The sequence below is a fragment of the Gordonia sp. GN26 genome (assembly GCF_054823965.1).
Genome location: NZ_JSYC01000075.1, coordinates 1 through 24,110, shown reverse-complemented (window position 1 = coordinate 24,110; position 24,110 = coordinate 1). Strand labels below are relative to the sequence as shown.

At 68.3% G+C, this 24,110-nt stretch carries 22 protein-coding genes and 1 pseudogene; 8 read left to right on the top strand and 15 right to left on the bottom strand.

Features of this window, described 5'->3' with window-relative positions:
- Positions 1-79 precede the first annotated feature (79 nt).
- A complete protein-coding gene (locus OK17_RS15910; protein ID WP_461418024.1) occupies positions 80-1,714 on the top strand; it encodes a class I adenylate-forming enzyme family protein in 1,635 nt (544 codons plus the stop codon).
- Here the strand turns inward: OK17_RS15910 and OK17_RS15905 are convergent, their stop codons facing one another.
- Genes OK17_RS15905 through OK17_RS15880 form a run of 6 tightly spaced genes read right to left on the bottom strand, consistent with a single transcriptional unit; the run spans position 1,715 to position 6,114 of the window.
- Positions 1,715-2,356, bottom strand: a complete 642-nt coding sequence (locus tag OK17_RS15905; RefSeq protein ID WP_461418023.1) for a TetR/AcrR family transcriptional regulator — start codon at positions 2,354-2,356, stop codon at positions 1,715-1,717.
- Positions 2,357-2,373: 17 nt separating this feature from the next.
- The gene (locus OK17_RS15900; protein ID WP_461418022.1) at positions 2,374-2,994 is read right to left on the bottom strand and encodes a nitroreductase family protein; all 621 of its coding nucleotides are present in this window, start codon (positions 2,992-2,994) and stop codon (positions 2,374-2,376) included.
- Positions 2,995-3,047: 53 nt separating this feature from the next.
- Positions 3,048-3,446: an NUDIX hydrolase gene (locus OK17_RS15895; protein ID WP_461418021.1), complete on the bottom strand. Its 399-nt coding sequence runs from the start codon at positions 3,444-3,446 to the stop codon at positions 3,048-3,050.
- Positions 3,443-4,912 carry an acetyl-CoA carboxylase carboxyltransferase subunit alpha/beta gene (locus tag OK17_RS15890; protein WP_232717946.1) on the bottom strand — a complete coding sequence of 490 codons (1,470 nt, stop codon included), beginning with the start codon at positions 4,910-4,912 and terminating at the stop codon, positions 3,443-3,445. Before OK17_RS15890 ends, OK17_RS15895 begins: the two co-directional genes overlap by 4 nt.
- Before the next feature lie 45 nt (positions 4,913-4,957).
- Complete coding sequence (locus OK17_RS15885) at positions 4,958-5,434, bottom strand: RDD family protein (protein ID WP_232717947.1); 477 nt, start codon at positions 5,432-5,434, stop codon at positions 4,958-4,960.
- Positions 5,431-6,114 (bottom strand): hypothetical protein, encoded by a 684-nt coding sequence (locus OK17_RS15880; RefSeq protein ID WP_461418020.1) that lies wholly within the window; start codon positions 6,112-6,114, stop codon positions 5,431-5,433. The genes OK17_RS15885 and OK17_RS15880 overlap by 4 nt, the downstream gene beginning before the upstream one ends.
- Positions 6,115-6,275: 161 nt before the next feature.
- Between OK17_RS15880 and OK17_RS15875 the strand changes: the two genes are divergently transcribed.
- Positions 6,276-7,337, top strand: a complete 1,062-nt coding sequence (locus OK17_RS15875) for a GmrSD restriction endonuclease domain-containing protein (protein WP_461418019.1) — start codon at positions 6,276-6,278, stop codon at positions 7,335-7,337.
- 78 nt (positions 7,338-7,415) lie between these two features.
- Here OK17_RS15875 and sucD read toward each other — a convergent pair whose 3' ends face one another.
- Together sucD and sucC are read right to left on the bottom strand one after the other, a co-directional pair.
- Entirely contained in the window at positions 7,416-8,318 is a 903-nt protein-coding gene (gene sucD / locus OK17_RS15870; RefSeq protein ID WP_006867801.1) for a succinate--CoA ligase subunit alpha, read from the bottom strand.
- 14 nt (positions 8,319-8,332) lie between these two features.
- Complete coding sequence (gene sucC / locus OK17_RS15865) at positions 8,333-9,496, bottom strand: ADP-forming succinate--CoA ligase subunit beta (protein ID WP_006867802.1); 1,164 nt, start codon at positions 9,494-9,496, stop codon at positions 8,333-8,335.
- A gap of 445 nt (positions 9,497-9,941) precedes the next feature.
- Here sucC and OK17_RS15860 point away from each other — a divergent pair, with 445 nt between their 5' ends.
- Positions 9,942-11,099 carry a M23 family metallopeptidase gene (locus OK17_RS15860; protein WP_461418018.1) on the top strand — a complete coding sequence of 386 codons (1,158 nt, stop codon included), beginning with the start codon at positions 9,942-9,944 and terminating at the stop codon, positions 11,097-11,099.
- A 99-nt stretch (positions 11,100-11,198) separates the two neighbouring features.
- Here the strand turns inward: OK17_RS15860 and OK17_RS15855 are convergent, their stop codons facing one another.
- The gene (locus tag OK17_RS15855) at positions 11,199-13,709 is read right to left on the bottom strand and encodes a UvrD-helicase domain-containing protein (RefSeq protein ID WP_461418017.1); all 2,511 of its coding nucleotides are present in this window, start codon (positions 13,707-13,709) and stop codon (positions 11,199-11,201) included.
- Between the two features lie 195 nt (positions 13,710-13,904).
- On the opposite strand from OK17_RS15855, the gene OK17_RS15850 reads away from it, so the two are divergent.
- A complete protein-coding gene (locus OK17_RS15850) occupies positions 13,905-15,461 on the top strand; it encodes a hypothetical protein (protein ID WP_461418016.1) in 1,557 nt (518 codons plus the stop codon).
- Between the two features lies 1 nt (position 15,462).
- Here the strand turns inward: OK17_RS15850 and OK17_RS15845 are convergent, their stop codons facing one another.
- On the bottom strand, positions 15,463-17,265 hold the full coding sequence (locus tag OK17_RS15845) for a hypothetical protein (RefSeq protein ID WP_461418015.1): 1,803 nt from the start codon (positions 17,263-17,265) through the stop codon (positions 15,463-15,465).
- Between the two features lie 100 nt (positions 17,266-17,365).
- Between OK17_RS15845 and OK17_RS15840 the strand changes: the two genes are divergently transcribed.
- Together OK17_RS15840 and pgi are read left to right on the top strand one after the other, a co-directional pair.
- Complete coding sequence (locus OK17_RS15840; protein ID WP_461418014.1) at positions 17,366-17,725, top strand: chorismate mutase; 360 nt, start codon at positions 17,366-17,368, stop codon at positions 17,723-17,725.
- 74 nt (positions 17,726-17,799) lie between these two features.
- Complete coding sequence (gene pgi, locus OK17_RS15835; protein WP_461418013.1) at positions 17,800-19,497, top strand: glucose-6-phosphate isomerase; 1,698 nt, start codon at positions 17,800-17,802, stop codon at positions 19,495-19,497.
- A 61-nt stretch (positions 19,498-19,558) separates the two neighbouring features.
- Here the strand turns inward: pgi and OK17_RS15830 are convergent, their stop codons facing one another.
- The 4 genes from OK17_RS15830 to OK17_RS15815 form a co-directional block, all read right to left on the bottom strand.
- The gene (locus OK17_RS15830) at positions 19,559-20,092 is read right to left on the bottom strand and encodes a hypothetical protein (RefSeq protein ID WP_232717956.1); all 534 of its coding nucleotides are present in this window, start codon (positions 20,090-20,092) and stop codon (positions 19,559-19,561) included.
- 20 nt (positions 20,093-20,112) lie between these two features.
- Complete coding sequence (locus OK17_RS15825; protein ID WP_461418012.1) at positions 20,113-20,631, bottom strand: hypothetical protein; 519 nt, start codon at positions 20,629-20,631, stop codon at positions 20,113-20,115.
- A gap of 34 nt (positions 20,632-20,665) precedes the next feature.
- Positions 20,666-21,415, bottom strand: a complete 750-nt coding sequence (locus OK17_RS15820; RefSeq protein ID WP_461418011.1) for an SDR family oxidoreductase — start codon at positions 21,413-21,415, stop codon at positions 20,666-20,668.
- 73 nt (positions 21,416-21,488) lie between these two features.
- Positions 21,489-22,379: a DNA-formamidopyrimidine glycosylase family protein gene (locus tag OK17_RS15815; protein WP_232717959.1), complete on the bottom strand. Its 891-nt coding sequence runs from the start codon at positions 22,377-22,379 to the stop codon at positions 21,489-21,491.
- Between the two features lie 25 nt (positions 22,380-22,404).
- Here OK17_RS15815 and OK17_RS15810 point away from each other — a divergent pair, with 25 nt between their 5' ends.
- Both OK17_RS15810 and OK17_RS15805 read left to right on the top strand, forming a co-directional pair.
- Positions 22,405-23,145: a 3'(2'),5'-bisphosphate nucleotidase CysQ gene (locus OK17_RS15810; RefSeq protein ID WP_232717960.1), complete on the top strand. Its 741-nt coding sequence runs from the start codon at positions 22,405-22,407 to the stop codon at positions 23,143-23,145.
- Positions 23,146-23,155: 10 nt separating this feature from the next.
- Positions 23,156-23,905, top strand: coding sequence for an ABC transporter permease (locus OK17_RS15805; protein ID WP_461418010.1), 750 nt, complete (start codon positions 23,156-23,158; stop codon positions 23,903-23,905).
- A gap of 6 nt (positions 23,906-23,911) precedes the next feature.
- Here OK17_RS15805 and OK17_RS15800 read toward each other — a convergent pair.
- Positions 23,912-24,110: pseudogene (locus tag OK17_RS15800) on the bottom strand (HNH endonuclease); the annotation flags it as partial.

Below are 24,110 nucleotides of genomic sequence, written 5' to 3'. Positions count from 1 at the left end.
AGGCGCCCATTTTTCGTAGACTCATCCTCGTGCTCCACGATCTGTCGCCTCGCTCGCGTCGCCCCGAACGCCCGTACGCATGAACGCCTACGAGAGCCGTCCCTGGCTGGCCAACTACCCGCCCGGACTCCCCGAGCACCTCGACCTCGAGTTCGGGTCCCCGCTCGAGGCGTTCGACGCCGCGCTCTCCGCGGCTCCCGACGCTCCGGCCGTCCACTACTTCGGCGCGACGCTGAGCTGGGCCGACCTCGACGCCGCCTCCGACGCCCTGGCCCACGCGCTCGGGGAACACGGCTTCGCGGCCGGCGACCGGCTGGGCATCGCGGTCCAGAACGAGCCGGCCATCATCCTCGGACTCCTCGCCGCCTGGAAGGTCGGTGGCGTCGCCGCTCTGATCAGCCCCATGTACAAACGCAGCGAATTCCGAAGGGCCCTCGACGATTTCACGCCGAGCGCCCTGCTCATCCTCGACGAGGTCCACGCGGAGGTCGTCGACGAGCTGGGGTCGATCGGACTCGTCGTCACGGCCTCGCCGCTCGATTTCGCCGGCAGCGACGATCTGCAGCGCGTGTTCGACGTGTCCCGCGTGGCCACGGCAGGCACCGTCGAACTCCTCGACCTGATCGGCACCGGCGCGCGTTCGGTCATCCGGCACGTACCCGCACCGGATGACGTCGCGGTGCTGGCACCGACGTCGGGCACCACCGGGCCACCCAAGGGCGCGAAGCTGACGCACCGGAACCTCGCGTTCAGCGCGCAGGCCTATCGCACCTGGACCGGCCTGGAACCGGGCGAGCCGATCCTGTGCATGTCGCCGATCTTCCACGTCACCGGCCTGGTGGGCTCGGTGATGCTGGCGCTGTCCCTGCGCTCCCCGCTCGTTCTCACCCACCGATTCGACGCCGGCCTGGTCTTCGACGCGGTGCGTGCCTGGCGTCCGGCGTTCTCCGTCGCCTCGATCACCGCCTACATCGCGCTGGCCGACCATCCCGACGCATCGCCCGAGGCGTTCGAGTCACTCCGACTCCGCTATTCGGGCGGCGCACCGGTCCTCCCCGACGTCGCCGAACGCATCGAAGAACGCCTGGGCGGGATGATCCACAACGTGTACGGGCAGACCGAGTCCACCTCGCCGACCCACATGGTGCCGCCCGGTGTCCCCGCGCCGGTCGACCCCGAAACCGGAGCTCTCTCAGTGGGTCTGCCGATCTTCGACACGATGGCCCGGGTCGTCGACGAGCGCGGCGAACCGCTGCCGCCGGGGAATTTCGGCGAGATCGTCACGGCCGGACCGCAGATCGCCGCCGGTTACTGGGGTCAGGTCGACGACGACGGAGCGGCGCTGAGCAACGGTGAGATGCGCACCGGCGACGTGGGTTTCATGGACGCCGACGGTTGGTTCTACGTCATCGACCGCAGCAACGACCTGATCAACGCGTCCGGGTACAAGATCTGGCCGTTCGAGATCGAGCAGGTGTTGCAGTCGCATCCGGCGGTACTCGAGACGGCTGTGGTCGGAATCCCCGACGACTACCGCGGTGAGTCGACCCGCGCCTACGTCGCCCTCCAACCGGGTGCGGAGGTCACACCGACCGAACTCATCGAGTACTGCCGCGAACGGATGGCGGCCTACAAGTACCCGCGCGAGGTCGAGATCGTCGGAGCACTCCCCCGCAGCGCGACCGGCAAGCTGCTGCGCCGCGAACTGCGCTGATCAGACCCGGCAGCCGAGCGCGGCCAGGGCCATCGCGGTGAGCAGACGACGCAGTTCGGACTCGTCGTAGGCGGGCAACCGGGGCGAGGAGTTGAGCAGGCCGAACATCGCGTGCACGCGGACGCGGGCCTCGGCCCGGTCGAGGGTGCGGCCCTCCTGCTCGTAGACGGCGATCACGACGTCGACCCAGCGTTCGACGTAGCGCCGCTGCAACAGTCGGACGCGGTGGTTGGCCTCCGGCGTCATCGACGACAGATCACGATCCTGGACGACGATGAGGTCGGGTTTCGTGACGAGTACGTCGATGTGAAAACCGATGAGCGCCAACAGGGTCTCGGACGGCGGCCCGCCGCGCTCGACGACCTCGGCACCGCCGTCGTGCAGCCGCTGGCTGATGTCGACGAGCATCTCGTCGAGCAGTTCGGTCTTCGACGAGAAATGCCGGTACATGGCCGGTCCGCTCACCCCGACCGCGCGTCCGATGTCCTCGAGACGCACACCGGCAAAGCCGCGTTCGGCCATCTGCCGGGCGGCCGCGGTCAGCAGCTCGGCGCGCCGCGCGGCCTTCGCCTGGGTGCGACGGGTCGGCGGGCGGGGAACGTCCCCCGTCTCGACCGGTGGGGTGTCACTGGTGGCGGACATGGTGATCCGCACTCTACTCACCAGCCGTCGATGTGGAGCACCGAGTCGAGGGGCTTGCGCGGAGCCGGCTTGAAGTCGGAGCCGGTGTAGTAGGCCACCGGCAACAGGACACCCTGGTGGATGCCCGCGGGGATGCCGAGCAGCTCGGCGATCTCCTTCTCGTAGGCCAGGTGCAGCGTGGTCCACGCAGAACCGAGGCCGCGGGCGCGCAGCGCGAGTTGCAGGCTCCAGGCGCCCGGCAGCAGGGAGCCCCACACGCCGGCCTGGTTGCCCTCGGGCAGGTCGCCACCGGTGTAGATCGCGCCGATGACCAGCACCGGGACCTGTCCCATCGTGTCGGCGAGGTATTGGGCGCTCGACGCGACCCGCTTGCCGGTCTCGTCGCGCGGCTGCTGCGCGGCGTAATACTTGGCGAAGGACTGCGCGTAGTAATCGGCGACCTTCTGTTTGAGTTCGGGGTCGGTGAGCACGATCCAGTGCCAGGTCTGGCTGTTGCTCCCGGTCGGCGCCTGCAGGGCGACCTCGAGTGCTTCCTTGACCACGTCGAGCGGGACCGGGCGGTCGTAGTCGAGACGCTTGCGCACCGAGCGCGTCGTCGAGAGCAGCTGGTCGGGATCGAGCGGCAGGAGTTCGGTCATGTCCCCATCTTCCACAGGATGGGCCGCGGGCACCACCAACCGTGGTCACATGCCTATTCGAGGAGCCCGTGTTTGCGGAGGTGCGCCACCAGTCCACGCGTCACCGGGAGCTCGGCGAGTTGATCGGGCGTGAACCATCCGGCGTCGGCGGCGTCGTCTCCGGCACACAGCGTCCCGGAGACGATCCGCGCGGCGAAGTCGTGGACCTCGAAGACGACGTCGTCCGGTCCGGGGATGTCGACCGTCCACAGCAATTCGCCGACCTCGATGCGAAAACCGGTCTCTTCCAACATCTCCCGCACGACCGCGGCCTCGGTCGACTCACCGGGCTCGACCTTTCCGCCCGGGATCGTCCACTTCCCGGCCTGCGGCGGGTTGCGGCGCCGGATGAGCAGGACCCGGCCGTCGTCGTCGGTGAGCACGGCACCGACCGCGACGATGCGCGTCGTCATCGCACGTCCGCCGCGGGTACCCGGGTGCGCGCGCGAGGATCGGGCGTCGGCGACGTCGCGAGATGATCGGCGATCGCGTTGCGGATCTCGGCGAGTGCGGCGGCGTCGCAGTCGGCGTCGACGATCACGTCGACCATGTCCTGTGCCGCGAGTCGTCCTGCGAGAATGCCCTGGCGCGCAGCCATCTCGCCGGCGTGCTCGAGGTCGCGGTGGACGATGAGACTCGCACCTTCGGGAGGCAACGGCGACAACCACGCATCGGCGCGGGCCACGCGCAGGTCCGCCGGGAACAGCGCCAACGCCGCGCCGCCGGCGCCCTGCCCCAACATCACCGAGACGGTCGGCACCGCGACCTTGATCAATTCGACCGTGCAACGGGCGATCTGGGCGGCGAGTCCGCCCTCCTCGGCGACCACCGACAGTTCCGCCCCCGGGGTGTCGATGATCGTGACAACCGGTAGACCGAGATCGCCGGCGGCCATGATCGCCCGGCGCGCCTCGCGCAGATGGCGCGGACCGGGCAACTCGCCGGCTTCCTGGGAAACCCGGTCGTAGCCGACGACCATCGCCACCCGGCCGCCGAAGTCGCTGAGTGCGAAGCGAAGTGGACCTGCGTCGGACAGCGCCGCCGAATCCCCCAGTGCGAGGAACTCGATCAACCCCGCCCGACCCGGTTCACGTGTCGCCAGCACACTCGCCCAGGCGTCGTGCGCCGGCGTACCGGAGTCGTCGGGCGCTGACTGCGGAGCCTGCGTCGGCGGCGCGTCACCATGCAGGGCGAGCAGTCGCAACACCGACGCCAGCCTCCCGGCCAGATCTGTCGGCTCCACCACATCGTCGACCACCGTTGTGCGAACCAGGTTCTCGGCCGTTTGCACGCCGTCGGGAAACGGTTCGCCGTAGAGCCCCTCGTACACGCGGGGGCCGAGGAATCCGACGAGGGCGCCCGGCTGCGCCCAGGTGACGTGGCCGAGGGAGCCCCATGAGGCGAAGACACCGCCGGTCGTGGGATGCCGCAGATAGACGAGGTACGGCAGGCCGGCCGCCTTGTGCAAGGCGACGGCGCCGGTGATCGCGACCATCTGGAGGAACGCCGCGGTCCCCTCCTGCATACGGGTACCGCCCGATGCGGGCAACGCGATCAGCGGAAGCCGTTCGCGGGTGGCCCGCGAGATCGCGTCGACGATCCGCGCACCCGCGTCACGGCCGATGGACCCGCCGAGAAACCCGAACTCGCTGAGGACGATCGCCGCGCGGTGGCCACCGATCAGCCCGGCGCCGGTCATCACCGATTCATCGGAATCGCTGCGGTCCCGGGCACGGGCGAGGTCGTCGGCGTAGGCGCGGTCGTCACCGTCGGAGGTGACCGCGGGTCGGACGATCGCGGCGTCCCACGACTCCCATGATCCGTCGTCGACGATCATGTCCCGCAGGTCCGCGGCCGACAACCGTGCCCGTTCACCCATGCCTCACACCGTATCCCGCACGCGGCCTCCGTACGTCCAACGCGGTCAGCGAGAGTAGATGACCCTGGTGCGGAAGACGATGTCGGCGACCGAGCGGCGCCGTCGGTCGACGGCCACCCACACCAGGCCGATGGCGAAGACGGTGCAGAACAGGGCTCGCAGCACGGCGACGGCCGGCCGGACGCGTACGCCCTTGCTGTTCACCACGCGTAGTCCCATCACGACCGAGCCCAGGGTGCGGCCGGACACCTCCCAGCACGTGGACAGGTAGAACACCGAGGTGATCACGAACCCTGTTGTGGTGAACAGGATGTTGAGCTGCGGGAAGTGGAACTCGCTGACGGTGACGGCGAACTTCATCAGCGCGAGACCGAGATAGCACGCGCCCAGGATGGTCCAGACCACGAGCAGGTCGAGGAATGCCCCGATGCCGCGACTGACGATCCCGGCGTCCTTGTCCCGGTCTTGCACGGCATGCGCCCGATGCACCGCCGGATGGTCGGGTCTCGGTTCTGCCGTCATCGGCTTGCACCGTCCTGCCCGGGCTCGTCGGCGACCTCGGCGGCGCGTCGACGCAGGAACCTGTTGACGGCGTTGGCGACCGCGTCGTCGGCACGTTCGCTGGTGCTGCGCACGTCGGTCATCACGTCGGCGGTGACCGATGTGCTGGCCTCCCGGATGATGTCCGGGAGGTCGACGCCGTCGATGATCTCCTCGGCGAGGCCGACGAGGTCGACGCGGTCGAGAATGGCCTCGATGTCTATCCGCGAAGCCACCGCGTTGAGGTCGACGGTCCCGATGACCTCGTCGATGTCCACCAGGGCGATGGCCTTCATCAGATCCACCTGCGCGACAGCACGATCGAGGTCGACCGTCTCGATCACCGCGTCGAGATCGATGACCGCGAGGACCCCGGCGATGAGCCGGCGCAGATCGACGTTGCGCAACACGAGGTCGGTGAGGTCGACCTCCTCGGTGAGGACCTCGACGACCTGGCGGACGACCGCACCGAGGATCGTCCGCGTCGTCGTGGCGACCCGGACGCGGGTGTCGTCGACCAACCGCTGCGCCCTGGTACGTGCCGCGCCGATGATCCCGCCCGCGACCGGCAGGCGTTCGGCCGCGTCGACGACGACCCCCGCGAAACGCCACGACTCCCTCACCAATTGGGATGTCGCACCGCCCCGCGGCTCTGGGTTCACCGCCGAATTATCGCACGCGGGGATCGGCCCGGACCGTCGCAATCGTGTCACGTCGTGTGCCGTGTAACGACCCCGGCGCAGGGCCGATATGTGGCTCGAGGCTCGTCGAAACAAGTGCGCGTCATGATGGTTGAGAAGTCCTATGAGAGGTTCGTTCGACGATGCCCGAATCTGTGTCCCCACGCCGGAAGCCGCTGTCCCGGTGGTTGCTCGCAGCCCCTGTCGCCGCGGTCGCGTTCGCTGCCGCCGGCTGCGTGATCGACGCTCCGGTGACCGGTCCGTCCACGACGCCCGAGACCACCTCGGCCGCCGCGCTCCCGACCGCATCGGCCGCCGCCGAGACCCCGCTGCCCACCGCGTCGGCCGTGATCGCCGTGGTCTCGGCACCGGCCGCGGACGACGCGCTGCAGACGCTGAACACCCTGGCCGTCAAGGGACGCGCACCCAAGACCGGATACGACCGCGACCTGTTCGGGCAGGCCTGGTCCGATGACGTCACCGTCGACGGCGGACACAACGGTTGCGACACCCGCAACGACATCCTGCGTCGCGACCTGACCGACATCACCCTCAAGCCGGGTTCCAACGGTTGCGCCGTCCTGTCGGGCACGCTCGACGACCCGTACACCGGCACGACGATCCGGTTCGTCCGCGGTCAGAGCACCTCCTCGGCGGTCCAGATCGATCACGTCGTCGCGCTCTCGGACGCGTGGCAGAAGGGCGCGCAGCAACTCTCGCCGCAGCAGCGCGTCGACTTCGCCAACGACCCGCGCAACCTGCAAGCGGTCGACGGTCCGACGAACCAGAAGAAGGGCGCCGGCGACGCCGCGACCTGGCTGCCACCGAACAAGGGCTACCGGTGCACCTACGTGTCCCGTCAGGTCGAGGTGAAGGCCGCCTACCGGCTCTGGGTGACCCAGGCGGAGAAGGACGCGATCACCCGCGTCCTGACCTCGTGCGGTGCCACCGCGGCGGCGCCGACGACCACCGAGCGCACCGAGACGCGCACCTCCACGGCGACCCCGGTCCCCGAGACGACCTACACGCCGCCGCGGCTCTACGCCCCGCCGGCCGACACGGCACCGCCCGCCGAGGCGCCCGGCTCGGTCTACTACAAGAACTGTTCGGCGGCACGCGCGGCCGGTGCCGCCCCGTTGTACGCGGGTCAGCCCGGCTACCGCGCCAAGCTCGACCGCGACGGTGACGGGGTCGCCTGCGAGTAGGCGTCACCCGGAACACCGAGCGCACGAAAAAACCCGAGCGGATGGTCCCGCTCGGGTTTTTCGGTGTCGAAAGACGACTCAGAGAGCCTCGAAGAGCTCCCGTGCCAGCGCGGCGGTCTCGGACGGCGTCTTGCCGACCTTCACGCCTGCGGCCTCGAGGGCCTCCTTCTTGGCCTGTGCGGTGCCGGAGCTACCGGACACGATCGCACCGGCGTGACCCATGGTCTTGCCCTCCGGCGCGGTGAAGCCCGCGACGTAGCCGACGACCGGCTTGGAGACGTTGGCCTTGATGTAGTCGGCGGCACGCTCCTCGGCGTCGCCACCGATCTCACCGATCATGACGATCAGCTTGGTCTCGGGGTCCTTCTCGAACGCCTCGATGGCGTCGATGTGGGTGGTGCCGATGACCGGGTCGCCGCCGATGCCGATGGCGGTCGAGAAGCCGAGGTCGCGCAGCTCGTACATCATCTGGTAGGTCAGGGTGCCCGACTTGGAGACCAGACCGATCGGGCCCTTGCCGGTGATGTTGTTCGGCGTGATGCCGACCAGAGCCTCACCCGGGGTGATGATGCCGGGGCAGTTGGGACCGATGATGCGGGTCTTGGCGCCCTTCTCCACGTTGTAGGCCCACGCATAGGCGCTGTCCTGCACCGGGATGCCCTCGGTGATGACGACCAGCAGCGGGATCTCCGCGTCGATCGCCTCGATGATGGCGTCCTTGGAGAACTTCGGCGGCACGAAGGCGATCGAGGTGTCGGCCCCGGTCTCCTTCATGGCCTCTTCGACGGAGGCGAACACCGGCAGTTCGACATTGTTGCCGTCCGCGTCGACATGCGACACCGTGGTGCCGGCCTTGCGCGCGTTCACGCCGCCGACGACGTTGGTGCCGGCCTTGAGCATCAGGGCGGTGTGCTTGGTGCCCTCACCACCGGTGATGCCCTGGACGATGACCTTGTTGTCCTTGTTCAGAAAGATCGACATTTTCCGTGGCTCCCTTACTTGCTCGCCAGCTCGGCGGCCTTGTCGGCGCCCGAGTCCATGGTTTCGGCGAGCGTGACCAGCGGGTGGTTCGCATCGGCCAGGATCTTGCGACCTTCGTCGACCTTGTTGCCGTCGAGGCGGACGACGAGAGGCTTGTTGGCCTCCGACCCCAGCTTCTCCAGGGCGCCGACGATGCCGTTGGCGACCGCGTCACACGCGGTGATGCCACCGAAGACGTTCACGAAGACACTCTTGACCTGATCATCGTTGAGGATGACGTCCAGGCCGGCGGCCATGACCTCGGCCGAGGCACCGCCACCGATGTCGAGGAAGTTGGCCGGCTTCACGCCGTTGTGCTTCTCACCGGCGTAGGCGACGACGTCGAGGGTCGACATGACCAGACCCGCACCGTTGCCGATGATGCCGACCTGTCCGTCGAGCTTGACGTAGTTGAGGTCGTTCTCCTTGGCCTTCAGCTCGAGCGGATCGGTCGCCTCGATGTCGGCGAACTCCGCGTGGCCGGGCTGACGGAAATCGGCGTTCTCGTCGAGGGTGACCTTGCCGTCGAGGGCCAGGATCTGATCGTCCGGGGTGCGGACGAGCGGGTTGACCTCCACCAGGGTGGCGTCTTCGGCGACGAAGACCTCCCACAGCTTCTGGATGGTCACGGCTGCGGCGTCGAGGACCTCGGCAGGCAGGTGGCCCTGCTCGGCGATCGAGCGGGCGGTCTCCAGGTCGACACCCTTGACGGCGTCGACGGCGACCCTGGCGAGACGCTCGGGCTTGGTCGCGGCGACCTCTTCGATCTCCATGCCGCCCTCGACCGAGCACATGGCCAGGTAGGTGCGGTTGGAACGATCGAGGAGGAAGGAAATGTAGTACTCCTCCGCGATGTCGCTGGCCTCGGCGACCAGCAACTTCTTCACGACGTGGCCCTTGATGTCGAGGCCAAGGATGTTGGAGGCGTGGGACTGCGCGTCGTCCGGGGTCGCGGCGTACTTCACGCCGCCTGCCTTGCCACGTCCGCCGGTCTTGACCTGCGCCTTGATCATCACGGGCTTGCCGATTTCCTCGGCGATCGCCCGCGCGTCGGCGGCATCATCGGTCACCCGACCGGGTGTGGTGGGAACCCCGTGCTTGGCGAACAGTTCCTTCGCCTGGTATTCGAAGAGATCCATTCAGCTCACCATCTCGTAGATTTGCCCGCCAAAGGGTGTAACGCGGGCCATATCGGACTCTAAACCCGTGCTGTATTGCCCCTTCGCGCGCACCCTGCCCTTGTGCGACAGATCACTCGCTCGGTCACAACCTACTCGCGAGTACCTCTCGATACCTCTCACCTGGCAGATTCGCCCGTCCGGAGACCCGGCCTCGCGCACACGCGGCGCAGGGTGTTGAATCGATCGCGGCGACGAACCCGGGGAGCCTTTCATCCAGGCCGGCAAACCCCAGATTCGACGGCTTGACGAAGTTGGAGAAATCCTGTGACTCAGCTCACAAATTTCCGATTAGCGGCTTTCTACGGTTGGACTTGCCGCAATCATTTCGTTACCGTCGGCTCTCAGAGTTGGTCACAGAAGGATTACGGACAAAACGTCGGATCCGCGGTAGCGAAGAGATGAGGTGGACGATTTGGCGGGACCCGGAGTCTCACGCGGATCGAGCCGCGTCCGATCGGGCGGGTTGGTCGACGACCTCACGGCAGAGGAGATGACCACCATCATCCCCTTCGTCGACGACGACACGGACTACGACCTCAGCGATTACGACTTCGGCCACGAGGCCCCCCGCTCGCCTGGTTCCACCACCCGGACACCGTCCGAAGAGACCACCTGGACTCCCTCGTCCTGGAAGGGCTACTACCGCCCGACCCACTCGGAGATCACTCAGGACATCCTGATCCCCGAGCACGAGTTCGATCAGTACGAACACGACGAGCCGTTCGACGTCGAAGGCGCCGAGCTCGACATACTCGTCGACTTGGACTCCGGACAAGACGAGAACGACTCCGATCTCCGTCCGTTCCGCACCAACCCGGTCGGCCAGCGCGTCCGTCGCGGCGGCAAGCACCGCATCGCGGCCCCGCCGAACGCCCTCAAGGGCGGCCGCGCCGCTCTGATCGCCATGGCGGCCGGCGCAGCCGTTGCAGCGGTCTCCCAGGTGGGTGCCACCGACGACGCGTCGACCAACACCGCCACCACGAACGCCGCAGCCGTCAACGACGCCACGGCCCCCGTCGACCTCGGTCCGGGAGTTGCCACCGCATCGCCGGTCACCGACCAGATGAACGTCTTCACCGACCAGCTCGGCGTCGGCGCCAAGATGGCCGCCGAGGAAGCGCAGCGCGAGGCCCTGGCCCGTCGCCCGCTCTACACCTCGCCCATCCCACTCGGCCAGTACTCGTTCACCTCGGCCTTCGCCATGCGGTGGGGAACCATGCACGGCGGTATCGACCTCGCCGCCCCGCTGGGCACGCCGATCCACGCGGTCACCGACGGTGTCGTGATCAAGGCCGAGCCGGCCTCAGGTTACGGCCACTGGGTCCAGGTGCGCGCCGACGACGGCACGGTCACCATGTACGGCCACATGTCCTCTTCGGGCGTGCTCGTCAGCGCGGGCCAGAAGGTCACCGCCGGCGACGTCATCGCACTCGTCGGCAACGAGGGCTTCTCCTTCGGCCCGCACTGCCACTTCGAGGTGTGGAAGGACGGCAACACCAAGATCGATCCGGTGCCGTGGCTCGCCTCCAAGGGCGTCAAGCTCGCCGGCTACACCGGCTAGGTCTCTCGACCTCTCAAGGCCTACGCCGCGCTCTCGCACCATCACATTGCGTTCTGCACCGTTTTCCGGCACACAACGCAACGTGATCGAGCGGATTCCCTAGAGCTTCTCCCCTGGAATGCCACCTGCGGTCAGCAGGGTGACGCGTCCGGCGCTGCCGCCGTAGTCGATGGTGACGCGTTCGGTGGCGCCACTGCCCTCCTTGGCCACGACCTTGCCCATGCCGTACTTGGGATGGTTGTGCCGGTCGCCGATGTCGAGGTGGACCTGTTTGTTGCGTCCGCGGGCCGGGTCGGAGGAATAGGACGACCGGCCGCGAGCGACCGACGAGCCGCCGCCGCTGCCCGAGAACGAGCCGTCGCGACCGAACACACCACCCGACGATCCCCCGAAGCCACGTGCCGAACGACGCGGCTCGGTGCGCCGCCAATCGATCAGATGCTGCGGGATCTCTTGCAGGAAGCGGGATTCCGGATTCGACACCGGCTGCCCCCACGAGGCGCGGGTCACCGATCGGGTCAGGTACAGACGCTGCTTGGCGCGGGTGATGCCCACGTAGGCGAGGCGACGTTCCTCACTCAGTTCGTTCGGGTCGCCGAGCGCCCGCATGTGCGGGAAATGCCCGTCCTCCCAACCGGTCACGAACACGACCGGGAACTCCAGGCCCTTCGCGGTGTGCAGCGTCATCATCGTGACGACGCCGTCACCCTCGTCGGGCACCTGGTCGGCATCGGCGACCAGCGAGACCCGCTCGAGAAATGCTGCGAGAGAACCGGGTTCGGGCTCGCCCTCGCGGTCGACCTCCATCTCCGATTCGTCGTCCGCATCCAGGTCGGCCTGCGCAGCGTCGGCGCTGAATTCTCGTGCGACGGCTACGAGTTCGTTGATGTTGTCGAGCCGGGCGCCGTCCTGTGGATCGTTCGACGCCTCCAGTTCGCCACGGTAACCGGTGCGTTCGACGATGGCGTCGACGAGCTCACCGATGTCGGCGGACTCCTCGGTGGCGTCGAGGAAGGCGGTGTCGGCGTCCTCGGTGTCGGATTCGCCGAAGTGCGTGAGGAAATCGGCGCGCAAGCCCTCGATGAGTTCGACGAAGCCGCCGATCTGCTTGACCGCGCGGGTGTTCAGCAGCGCGACCTTGCCCTCCGCAGCGTCGATGAGCGACTCGTAGAAGCTGCGGCCGGTGTTCTCCGAATGCACGGCGACACAGGCCTCGGCGCGATCGCCGATGCCGCGTCGGGGGGTGTTGAGGATGCGTCGCAGGCTCACCGAGTCGTCGGGATTGGCGACCACCCGCAGGTAGGCGACCACGTCCCGGACCTCTTTGCGCTCATAGAATTTGGTGCCGCCGACCACCTTGTACGGAATGCCGTGGCGGACGAACACTTCCTCGATCGCACGGGAGCCGGTGTTGGTGCGGTAGAAGACCGCGACGTCGGAGTACTTGTAGCTCGACGACCCACCGATCGAGTAGTCGGTGAGTTCCTCGATCTCCTTGGCGATGAACGTCGACTCCTCACGATCGGAGTCGGCGACGTAGCCGACGATGAGTTCGCCGTCGCCGGAGTCGGTCCACAGCTTCTTCTCGCGACGCCCGGTGTTGCGCGCGATGACCGCGTTGGCAGCGGACAGGATGGTCTGCGTCGAGCGGTAGTTCTGTTCGAGCAGAACGGTTTCGGCGTTGGTGAAGTCGCGCTCGAACTCTTCGATGTTGCGGATGGTGGCGCCGCGGAAGGCATAGATCGACTGATCGGCGTCACCGACGACGCAGAGTTCCGAGGGTTCGAGGCCGCTCGCGGTGGTCTGCTCCCCCACCAGTTCGCGGATGAGGACGTACTGGGCGTGGTTGGTGTCCTGGTACTCGTCGACGAGGACGTGCCGGAACCGGCGCCGGTAGTACTCGGCAACCTGCGGGTGACGGTGCAGCAGGGCGACGGTCTCGCCGATCAGGTCGTCGAAGTCGAAGGCGTTGGCCGCCCGCAGTCGGCGCTGGTACTCGCTGAAGATCTTCGCGATGGTCGCCGCGGTGAAGTCGTCTTCGTTCGCCGAGGCCGCGGCCTCGTCGGGCGAGACCAGTTCGTTCTTGAAGTTCGAGATGGCCACCGAGACACCGCGCGGACTGAACTTCTTGGGGTCCAGGTCGAGGTCGCGGATGATCATGCCCAGCAACCGCTTCGAGTCGTCGGCGTCGTAGATGGAGAAGTTGGAGTTCATCCCCTCCAGCAGCCCCGACTGCGCCCGCAGGATGCGGACGCACGTCGAGTGGAACGTCGAGACCCACATGTAGGCGGCCCGCGGCCCGACCAGGTCGATGACGCGCTCGCGCATCTCGGCGGCGGCCTTGTTGGTGAAGGTGATGGCCAGGATCTGCCCGGGCGTGACGTCGCGCGCCGCCAGCAGGTAGGCGATCCGGCGGGTCAGGACCGATGTCTTGCCCGAACCCGCACCGGCGACGATCAGCAGCGGCGAGCCCGCGTGGAGCACCGCGGCGCGCTGCGGCGGGTTGAGGCCGTCGAGCAGGCGGGCGACGCGGTCGTCGGCGGCAGCCGTCCCCGAGGAGGAGGAAGACGTGCGACCGGCGAGGAGAGGGGCAGAAGAAGAGCTGTTCATCGGTAGTCCAGGCTACCCGCCCGCACCGACACCGCCCCGCGCGCCTCGGGCCGGAATGCCCGTCGTCCGATCGCTCGACCGCCCCGTGCGTTGGCACCCGAGAGGCCGGGTCCCGCGGCTACGATGACCCGGTATCACTGGCTCGGGGCGCCCGTCGATGCGGTTGGCAAGCCTCGACGACCGAAAGAGGCGACCATGAAGAGACCGTCGATTGCCCCCGCCGCCATCGTCCTCGGTGTCGGAGCGCTGGCTCTCGTGGTCGCCCTGATCCTCTCGTTCGTGCCGTTCAGCAGTGCGGGCACGGTCGAGCCGACCGCCGCGTTCCGCGCGCAGAAGAGCCTCGACGAGGTGCTCTTCAAGATGGCGACGAGCCCCGCGGCCAAGTACACCGGCAAGGTCGCCTACAAGTACGACGACGCGCGCGGCGAGGGCACGGTCGAGTTCAGCGATCTCATCGTGACGACGTCGAACACCGCCGAGGGCACGGTGTCGCTGGGTTCCGAGCAGGGCGAGTACCGCCAGATCAGCAACAACCCGTACATCAGCGCGCCCACCTCGCTGTGGAACGAGCTGCTCGTCGCCGACGAGAAGCTGAACCTCGACATGGCACCGCTGGACAACAAGTGGGCATCGACGCGGTTCACCAGCCTCCCCCGCTTCGGCACCATCCTCGGCCCGGACAACCTGGCCGGCGACATCGGCAACGTCGAATCCGGTTCCGAACCGCAGCTCGGCGTCGAACTGCCGACCCCGAACAAGGGCACGCCCGACGCCCGCCGCTGGCCGACGAGCGATCCGCCCATCGAGTTCATCGGTGAGGACAAGGTGAAGATCGGCAGCTGGGAGGTCACCTTCGACCCCGAGTCCAAGAACGTCACCAACGTCAAGGGCCAGTCCAAGCAGGGATCGGCGACCTACGACATCGACACCTCGGTGAGCCTGCAGCCGGCCGACCAGGCCCAGAAGGTGTTCGCCAATCAGCGCGCCCTCGTCGGCGACCTGTTGTCGGCGCCGGCGCCGGGCCTGTGGGCCAAGCAGCCGGTCGTCTCCCCGCGACTCATCGGCGAGTGCACCACCGCGGCGTGCGCCTACGACTTCACCGTGTCCGGCATCCCGTGGGCCGACGACGTCAGGGGTCACTTCAACTACGGCATGACTCTGAACTTCGCCGTCGGCGGTCGTCCGGCGGGCGCGCTGGGCGGCGAGTGCAAGCCCGTCGTGCGCGTCGACTTCGGCCGCACCGCGACCACGCGGTGCACGGCGACCAACCTGCCGGCGAACTCGTCGATCGGCCCGCGTTCGGCCTACACCTACCTGGCCTTCCTCGACACCACCGAGGCCGACCTCAACAAGCTGATCGACGACAACGAGAAGCAGACCAACACCGAGGTCGTGTACGTGCGCACCGGCAACAAGAGCCCCGACCAGGCCCGCTACGGCGCCGGGATCACCGGCCTCCCGAGCTACTACGCGGTCAAGCGCGGCGAGTACCTCTTCGACGGCATCGGCACCGACGGCAACCTGCACGTCACCTTCGGTCCGGGTTACTCCGAGCACATCAGCGGCGGCAGATTCGACCCGAGCTGGGAGGGCACCGAGGTGCTGAAGAAGCAGATCGGCGAGCAGGTCAAGGCCGCCGGCGACGTGAAGGTCGTCTACTTCGTCAACGAGCCGGAGGCCGCCTCGGCACTGCGTGCACTGATCGCCTCCGAGGGGCAGACCGACAACGTCAGCGCCTACTTCTACGAGTAGGTCAGCCGCCGGCGAAGCGTGCCTCGACCGCCTCGCCGACCCGGCCGGCGCCCGTGTGGAGTCGTAGTCCCGCGGTCACCGGTCGCACCGAGATCGCATCGCCGCCGCCGTCGAGGCGGACGTAGATGGAGCCGAGGCCCGACCGGACCGGTACGCGCACGGCGTCTCCGCCGTCGAGCTTCATCTCGACCTCGCCGTCGCGGGTGGCGCAGTAACTCAGTGCGACGGTCCACGGCCACGGGAACAGCGGTCCGTCGAGTGCCAGCCGCGCCGGCCCGGAGATCTCCGGCCGGGCGCAGTTGCCGAGTCCTGCGCCGACGAGCCGTCGCTGGGTCACCCCACCGGGCACCGCGTTGCCCGCGGTGTCGAGGACGAGGAGCCGGTCGGTGGAAGTGCCGAACTCCGGCCGCGGATCGACACGACCGAAGATGCGGCTGATCTGGTTGTCCGGGTAGACCACCGGTTGCAGGATCTCCAGCGGGACCGACTGATCCAGCAGCGTCGTATCGGCGTTGTCGTGCAGGGTCGCGACCGCTGTCTTCAGGTAGTCGCCGGTGGGATTGTCACGCCACGACGCGGAGAACGACACGAGCGAGACGACCGCCGACACCATCGCGAGCGCGGCGACGACCGGTAGGAGCAGCACGGCGGGCGACTGGTCCTCGGCCGCGTGGCGGCGTTCGGGTGCGGGCGCAGTTGTCGACCGGGCCCCGACCAGCAGCGCGATCGCGATCGCGAACACGAGCGCGGTGTCGGGGAGATAGCGCATGTGCTGGGCGAGGGCGACCGCGGTCTCCGGGCTCGAGCGGTTCCACATCACCGGGATCTGGGCGGCCACCGCGTACAGCGCGGCGAACGCGACGATCGCTACCGCTCCACGTCGGCGGGTGACCGCCCACCACGTGACGGCGGCCAGTACCAGCCAGCCGGCGACGATCATCCAGGTCGCGGGGAAGCCGGTTGGCGGACCGGGCGTCCACCGGTCCCACTCCCACGGGCCGCCGACCAGCGACGGCACGATCGCGTGGTTCACCGACCGCCACACCAGGCGTGCGGTCTGGCCGACCGAGTGGTTGCCCGCGAACGGATCGGCGGTGACGAAGTACACGACGACCCAGAGCGCGGTCACCGCCGCGAGCGACGCCCACAACTCGCGGCCGGCGCGCAGGGTCGAGGTCAGCGCAGTCCGTCCCGTGCCGCTCGCCAGCGCCGCGGCGACGAAGGCGATCGGGAGGATGAACAACGACTTCTCGAAGAAGGCCAGCGCGACAACGAAGATCACCGTCGAGCGGATCCACACCACGCGGCGTCGTCCCGGGTCGATGTCTCCCCGCGCGAGTCCCACGGCGTCGGCGACGATCCACGCCAGCGCTGCCTGCATCGGCAACGTGTTGAGGCCCGATGCCCACCAGGCGAAGGCGGGCACCGTCATCGGGCTGAACAGATAGAACGCGAGCGCCACCAGCGCACCGGCGCGGGCGGCGGGGGCGATCACGCGGATCATCCGCCACACCGCGATGGAGGCGATCGCCTGCAGGACGATCAGCGTCAGCGCCGGCAACGCCCAGTTGACCGGCGCCAGCCAGGTGGCCACCCCGGCCAGCAGGAAAGCCGCCGGCATGAAATGCCCGTCGTGGCTGTGCCCCAGGTATTCCCAGGACAGGATCGGATTCGACGAGGCCCGTGCGATCAGCACCAGATCGTCCCAGTAGAAGTTGCCGGTCGCGACGAGCCACCCCCGGATGATCAGCTGTCCGGCGATCAGGGCCACCGCGATCATCGACATCACGCGCGCGTTGAGCATGCGCTCCAGTGTCCATGTGGCGGGTGTGAGCACATCGACCGGAGGTGGGTCCGATCGGGTACCTGCAGGTCGGATCGGTGCGCCGTGGCAAAATCAGGCCGTGACCGATCGCAGCCCGAGCTCCGGATCCGACGAGCCCCGACAGTCGACTCCGACGTCCTTCGAGAACACGATCGATCTCGAGAAGTACCAGCTGACCTCGGATGTGGACGACCTGCCGGACGACATCGACGAGCTGCGCCTCGAGATCGACCGGCTCGATGCCGTCATCCTCGGTGCGATCAAACGACGCTCGGCGATCTCGAAGAAGATCGGCGCCGCGCGCATGGCGTCGGGCGGCCCGCGACTCGTGCACAGCCGCGAGGTCAAGGTCATCGACCGGTTCGCCGAACTCGGCAAGGAGGGTCACACCCTCGCGATGCTCCTCCTCCGACTCGGTCGCGGCCCCCTCGGTCGCTGACGCCACTGTGAGTTTGCGCCGGCAGGTGTGACGACCGTCGCGGTGGAGACGCCGACGACATAGGGTTGGGTGTCATGAGCACGCAGGCACCCGGCAGCGACTTCACCGGCACCGACCACGGCGACATCACCGCAACGCAGTCCTGGCAGGCTCTCGCCGCTCACCAGCCGCATGTGTACGCAATGCATCTGCGCGAGGTGTTCGCGATCGATCCCGAGCGCGGCCGCGAACTGACCGTCGACGTCGGCGATCTGCACATCGACTACTCCAAGCACCGGGTGACACGGGAGACGCTCGAACTGCTCATGAGCCTGGCGCGCGAGGTCGGCCTGGAAGAGAGCCGCGACGACATGTTCGCCGGGGCGCACATCAACACCTCCGAGGACCGTGCCGTCCTGCACACCGCTCTTCGTCTTCCCGCCGACGCGACGCTCACCGTCGACGGGCAGGACGTGGTCGCCGACGTGCACGAGGTCCTCACCCGGATGGGCGAGTTCACCGATCGTCTCCGCAGCGGAGAGTGGAAGGGCCACACCGGGAAACGCATCACCGACGTGGTGAACATCGGCATCGGCGGATCAGATCTGGGGCCGGTGATGGTGTACCAGGCCCTTCGCCACTACGTCGACGCCGGCATCCGCTGCCACTTCGTCTCGAACGTCGATCCGGCGGACATGGTCGGCACCCTCGACGGTCTCGACCCCGAGACCACCCTGTTCATCATCGCGTCGAAGACCTTCACCACGCTCGAGACGTTGACCAACGCGGCCGCCGCCCGGAGCTGGCTGCTCGAGGCCCTCGACGCCGGGACCGAGGCGGTGGCAAAGCATTTCGTCGCGGTGAGCACCAACGCCGACGAGGTGGCGAAGTTCGGCATCGACACCAACCACATGTTCGGTTTCTGGGACTGGGTCGGCGGCCGCTACTCGGTGGACTCGGCGATCGGCCTGTCGGTGATGGCCGCGATCGGCAAGGAGCGCTTCGCGGAGTTCCTGGAGGGCTTCCATCTCGTCGACGAACATTTCCGCACCCAGCCGCTCGAGCAGAACGCGCCGGTCATCCTGGGCCTGATCGGGCTCTGGTACAACAACTTCTGGGACATCGGAACCCGGGCGGTCCTCCCCTACAGCAACGACATGGCGCGCTTCGCCGCCTACCTGCAACAGCTCACGATGGAGTCCAACGGCAAGTCGGTGACCGCGAGCGGACACCACGTCACCACCGACACCGGCGAGATCTTCTGGGGCGAACCGGGAACCAACGGACAGCACGCGTTCTACCAGCTCCTGCACCAGGGCACACGAATCGTGCCGGCCGACTTCATCGGTTTCGCCGAGCCCACCGACGACCTGCCCGCCGGGCCCGACGGGTCAGGGTCGATGCACGACCTGCTGATGAGCAACTACTTCGCGCAGACCAAGGTGCTCGCCTTCGGCAAGACCGCCGACGAGATCGCCGACGAGGGAGTGCCCGCACATGTGGTGGCGCACAAGGTGATGCCGGGCAACCGACCCAGCACCTCGATCCTCGCTCCCCGGCTCACGCCTTCGGTGATCGGACAGCTGGTGGCACTGTACGAACATCAGGTCTTCGTCGAGGGCACCATCTGGGGGATCAACCCGTTCGACCAGTGGGGCGTCGAACTCGGCAAGACCCAGGCGAAGGCGCTGCTGGGCACCATCACCCAGTCCGACGCGCCCGCCGCCGACGCCGACTCGTCGACCGACGAACTGGTCGCCTGGTACCGCAGGCACCGGGGTCGCGCGGTCTGATCTCGATACGGCTCGTCGCAGGCTCCTCGCCTACTCAACCAGCGAGAGGGGACGGGAGGAACTACTTCCAGTAGTCCTCGTCGAACACCTCGTCGGGGATCTCGTCGCCCGGTTCGACGCCGAGCTTCTCGAGTCGTCCCATGATGGCGGCGGCGGTGGCCACGAAAATCACGAGATCCTCCGACTCGACCGATCTTTCGGCCGGATCGCCGCCGAGGAACTCGTAGAGCGCCGGCGGTACGCAGGCGCCCATGTCGAGCGCGCGGGTTCCTGTGGCGGTGCGCCAGGCATCGAAACTGGCCACGTCGACGGCTTCGGCGACCTCGCCTGTCCGGACGGCTGCCAGGACGTCGTCGAGGGTCGCCAGCTCACCCGACGATCCGCTGGACGGGTCGAATCCGAGTACCGTTTCGGCGTCGATGGATTCGTCCTCGGCGAGGGTGAAGTAGACGACCCCGCGCCAGTCGGAGGCCAGGGCCTCGATGTCGGTGCGGCCGAAGATGTCGCCCAGCAACTCGCTGACCTGCTCACGTCGGCGACTCCCGAACAGCTGGAATGCGCCCGACGCCACGATCTGTCCCTGCTTGTTCGCCACAGACCGTCACCTTACGCAGGTCAGTCGTCGATACCGAGCACGACCACGCGGCCTGTCGACGGCGACAGATACACGGTCGCCCGCCACTCGCCCGTCGAGAACGCGTCATCGAGGTGCCGGCCGCCGAGGAGGCCACCTGCCGGGACGAGGTCGCGCAGTTCGGCGGCCACCGGGTCGGGCGCGGTCACCGGTTCCGCGTGGTACTCGTCGGCCCAGGCCGTCGCACGGCCGGGTCCGACGTCGACGACGGCATCGAACCAGTACGTCGTGGGGCCGGGCACTCGCTCGGAGGCGCCCGGTGCGGAATCGAGAGTTCCGGCGGCCCAGCCGTCGACGTTCCCGTCGGCCAGCAACGGGAAGCGACGCGCAACCGGGTCGATGTCCCGGCTGGGACCCGCGGTGACGACCTTCGCGACAGCGGACGCGGTTGTACTCGGCCTGCGGTCGACCGGCGCGTCGGACGAACAGCCGACCACCGTGAAAGTGCCCGCGGCGACGGCGATCACAGCCGCCGTGCGTCGGGCGAGACGCGAGGACATCCCGCCACGCTAACCCGCCGCACGGCCCCGGGGCTCAGATCATCCGTCGACTGATCGACCCCGGCAGGTACTTGAGCGCCGCGGCGATCGGCATCCACGGCCAGGCGGGGACCGGCGCCCAGGTCTTCTCGGCCTCGATCGCGGCGACCATCGCGTCGACGCCCTTGTCGGTGTCGACCATCAGCGAGGTCTTCACGCCCCGATTGATATCTGTCTCGATGTAACCGGGCGCCACGATCGACACCGAGATCGGCGAGTTCGCGAACTCGGCCTGCAACCCCTGCCCGAGCGCGGTGAGACCGGCCTTCGACGCCGAGTACGCCGCCTGGGCCTTGGGCATGCCGCGGACACCCGAAATGGAGCTGACCAACACGAGGTGGCCGGCGTTCTGCTCGCGGAAGATCTCGAGGGCGGCCTCGGCCTGCGCGAGCGCGCCGACGAGATTGGTCTGCACGGTCTCGATGTTGGCGGCCGCCTTGCCGGTGCCGATCGGTGCGCCCTTGCCGAGACCGGCGTTGACGATGACGCGGTCGAGGCCGCCGAGTTCGTCAGCGAGCGTACGGAAGGCGACGGGGACCGCGTCGAGGTCGGTCACGTCGAGCTGCGCGATCGCAACCTGTTTCGCCGACGGACGGAGTTCGGCGGCCAGGGCCTCGAGGTTGTCGCGGCGCCGGGCGGCGAGCGCCAGCGAACGTCCCTGGGCGGCGAATCGGCGGGCCATGCCCTCGCCGAGTCCCGAACTCGCACCGGTGATGAGGATCTTCTGCCGTGTCGTCGAGGTCATGGACCCGAACCTACCGGCATCGCCGCCGGCTGCGCGGACCGCGACGTCAGGCGTAGTGCGCGTCCTCCATCGCTCATTTCAGGAGCCGCGACATCCGGCGGTCGGCGAGGACCTTGCCACCGGTCTGGCAGGTCGGGCAGTACTGGAAGGACCGGTCGGCGAAGGACACCTCGCGGACGGTGTCGCCGCAGACCGGGCACGGCAGTCCGGTGCGTGCGTGCACGCGGAGTCCGGTGCGTTTCTCCGACTTCAGCCGGGCGACGGCCTGACCCTCGAGGCGGCTCGTGGCGTCGGTGAGCACGGCGCGCATCGCGTCGTACAGGGTGCTCACCTGACCGGGTTTGAGGGTCTTCGACGACGCGAACGGAGACAGCCGTGCGGTGTGGAGGATCTCGTCGGAGTAGGCGTTGCCGATCCCGGCGATGGTGTGCTGGTCGGTGAGCACGTTCTTCACGCGTCCGGTGGTGCCGGCGAGGATCTCGGCGAACTGTTCCTCGGTCAGTTCCAGGGCGTCGGGGCCGAGTCCGGCGACGCGGTCGATCTCGGCGAGGTCGCGGACGAGCCACACCGCCAGCCGCTTCTGGGTGCCGGCCTCGGTGACGTCGAATCCCTCGCCGGGCAGCCCGCAGTGCACCCGCAGCGCGATCGGCGACTTACCGCCCGGGCGTAGCGGCTTGGGCGAGAGGTCCTCGCTCCACCGCACCCAGCCGGCGCGCGACAGGTGGATGACCAGCGCCAGCGTCGGCTCGGACGCGGTTGCTTCCGAACCGGGGATGGTCCGGATGACCAGGTACTTGCCGACGCGACCGACCGATTCGACGATCCGGTCGGTGAGCGCGGTGTACGGCGGATCCGCCGTCTTGAGCACGGACAAGGACGCGACGTCGACTCGCCGGATCGGGAGTCCGGCCGCACGGCCGTCGACATAGTCGGCGATGGCGGCCACCTCAGGAAGCTCGGGCATGCCACCAGTGTGCTCTAGTAAAGGGATGACTTCCCGACTTTCCGACGCCGAGCTGGCCGCCCGGATCGCCCAGGGAGCCGGGGAGATCCTCCTCGGGATTCGTCATGGCGACCTGTTGGCCGGCAGCATGCTCGGCGATGTCGGCGATGCGCTCGCCCAGGCCTGGATCTCCACCGTCCTCCGCAAACACCGTCCGCGCGACGCCGTTCTGTCCGAAGAGGCGGCCGATGTCGGCGACCGTGCGACGGCCCAGCGCGTGTGGATCATCGATCCGCTCGACGGCACGAGGGAATTCGCTGCGGGCAGCGCGGACTGGGCTGTGCACGTGGCGTTGACGGAGAACGGGGTCGTCACCGAGGCCGCGGTGTCACTGCCCGCGACCGGTGAACTGTTCCGTGCCGACACCGTCGAGAAGCCCGGCGGGGAGCTGACCCGACGCATGGTGACCTCGCGGTGGGGCGGCTCGTACGAGACGAGCTATGTGTCCAACCGGCTCGGCCTGCAGATGGTTCCGGTCGGGTCGGCCGGCGCCAAGGCGATGGCCGTCGTCCGCGGCGACGCCGACGCCTACGTCCACGCCGGCGGCCAGTACGAGTGGGACAACGCCGCGCCGGTCGGCGTCGCCCTCGCGGCCGGCCTGCACTGTAGCCGTCTGGACGGTTCGGAGATCGTCTACAACAACCGCCACCCCTACATGCCCGATTTCGTGATCTGCCGCAGCGAGATCCGCGACGACATGCTCGCAGCCCTGCAGCAGATCTGGTGAACTTGCCGGTGTGAACGGAATCGGCGACGCCGTCGTCCGGATCGGCCCGGTCCTGGCGATCGCGATCGTCGTGCTCGCCGTCGTCGCGGTGCTGGTGAACGGTCGAAGCGGTTTGGCGACCGACACTTTGGTGGCGACCCTGCGCGCCGTCGTCCAGCTCGCCGCCCTCGCGGGCGTGCTGGCGGCGGTCGTTCCGTATCTGTGGGCGTCGGCCCTGTTCGTGGTGGTCATGGCGGTGGCGGCTGCGTGGACGTCGGCGCGGCGGGTGCGCCGCGAGAACGCCGGTCTCGTCGTCATCGCACGATGCCTGGTGCCCGTGGCGGCACCGACCATCGCGATAGTCATCGTCCTGGCCCTGGTGGGCGTCCTGCCTGCAAAAGGCATCGCGATCATCCCGACGGCCGGGATTCTGCTCGGCGGAGCCATGGTCACGACGTCACTCGCGGGTCGACGCGCAGTCGACGAACTGGCGACGCGTCACGGCGAGGTCGAGGCGGCGTTGTCGTTGGGCCTGCTCCCCCGCGATGCCCGCCTCGAGATCTGCGCCGCGGCGTCGGCGAGCGCCCTCATCCCGGGCATCGATCAGACCCGGGCGGTCGGGCTGGTCACCATTCCCGGCGCTTTCGTGGGCATGGTCCTCGGTGGCGCGTCGGTGTGGGCGGCCGCGGCCATGCAGTTGTTCGTGCTCATCGCACTGCTCGCCGTCAGTTCGATCGCCATGCTCGTCACCGTGGAGTTGGTGGCGCGCGAGGATCTGTGATGCCGGTCAGAAGGGTGGCGGGTCGGCCTGGTCGGCGAGGCGCTGAGCCTTGTTGCGGGCACGTTCGGCCCGCCGGCGCGCGTGCTTCCGTGCGAGCCGGTTGGGTGTGGGCGGAAGTTCGTCTCCCGAGATCACCCGTGGAGTGGGTGGCGCCTGGGGTGGCTGTTCGTAGCGGATGCGCCGCAGGTTGGGGAAGAAGTCTTCG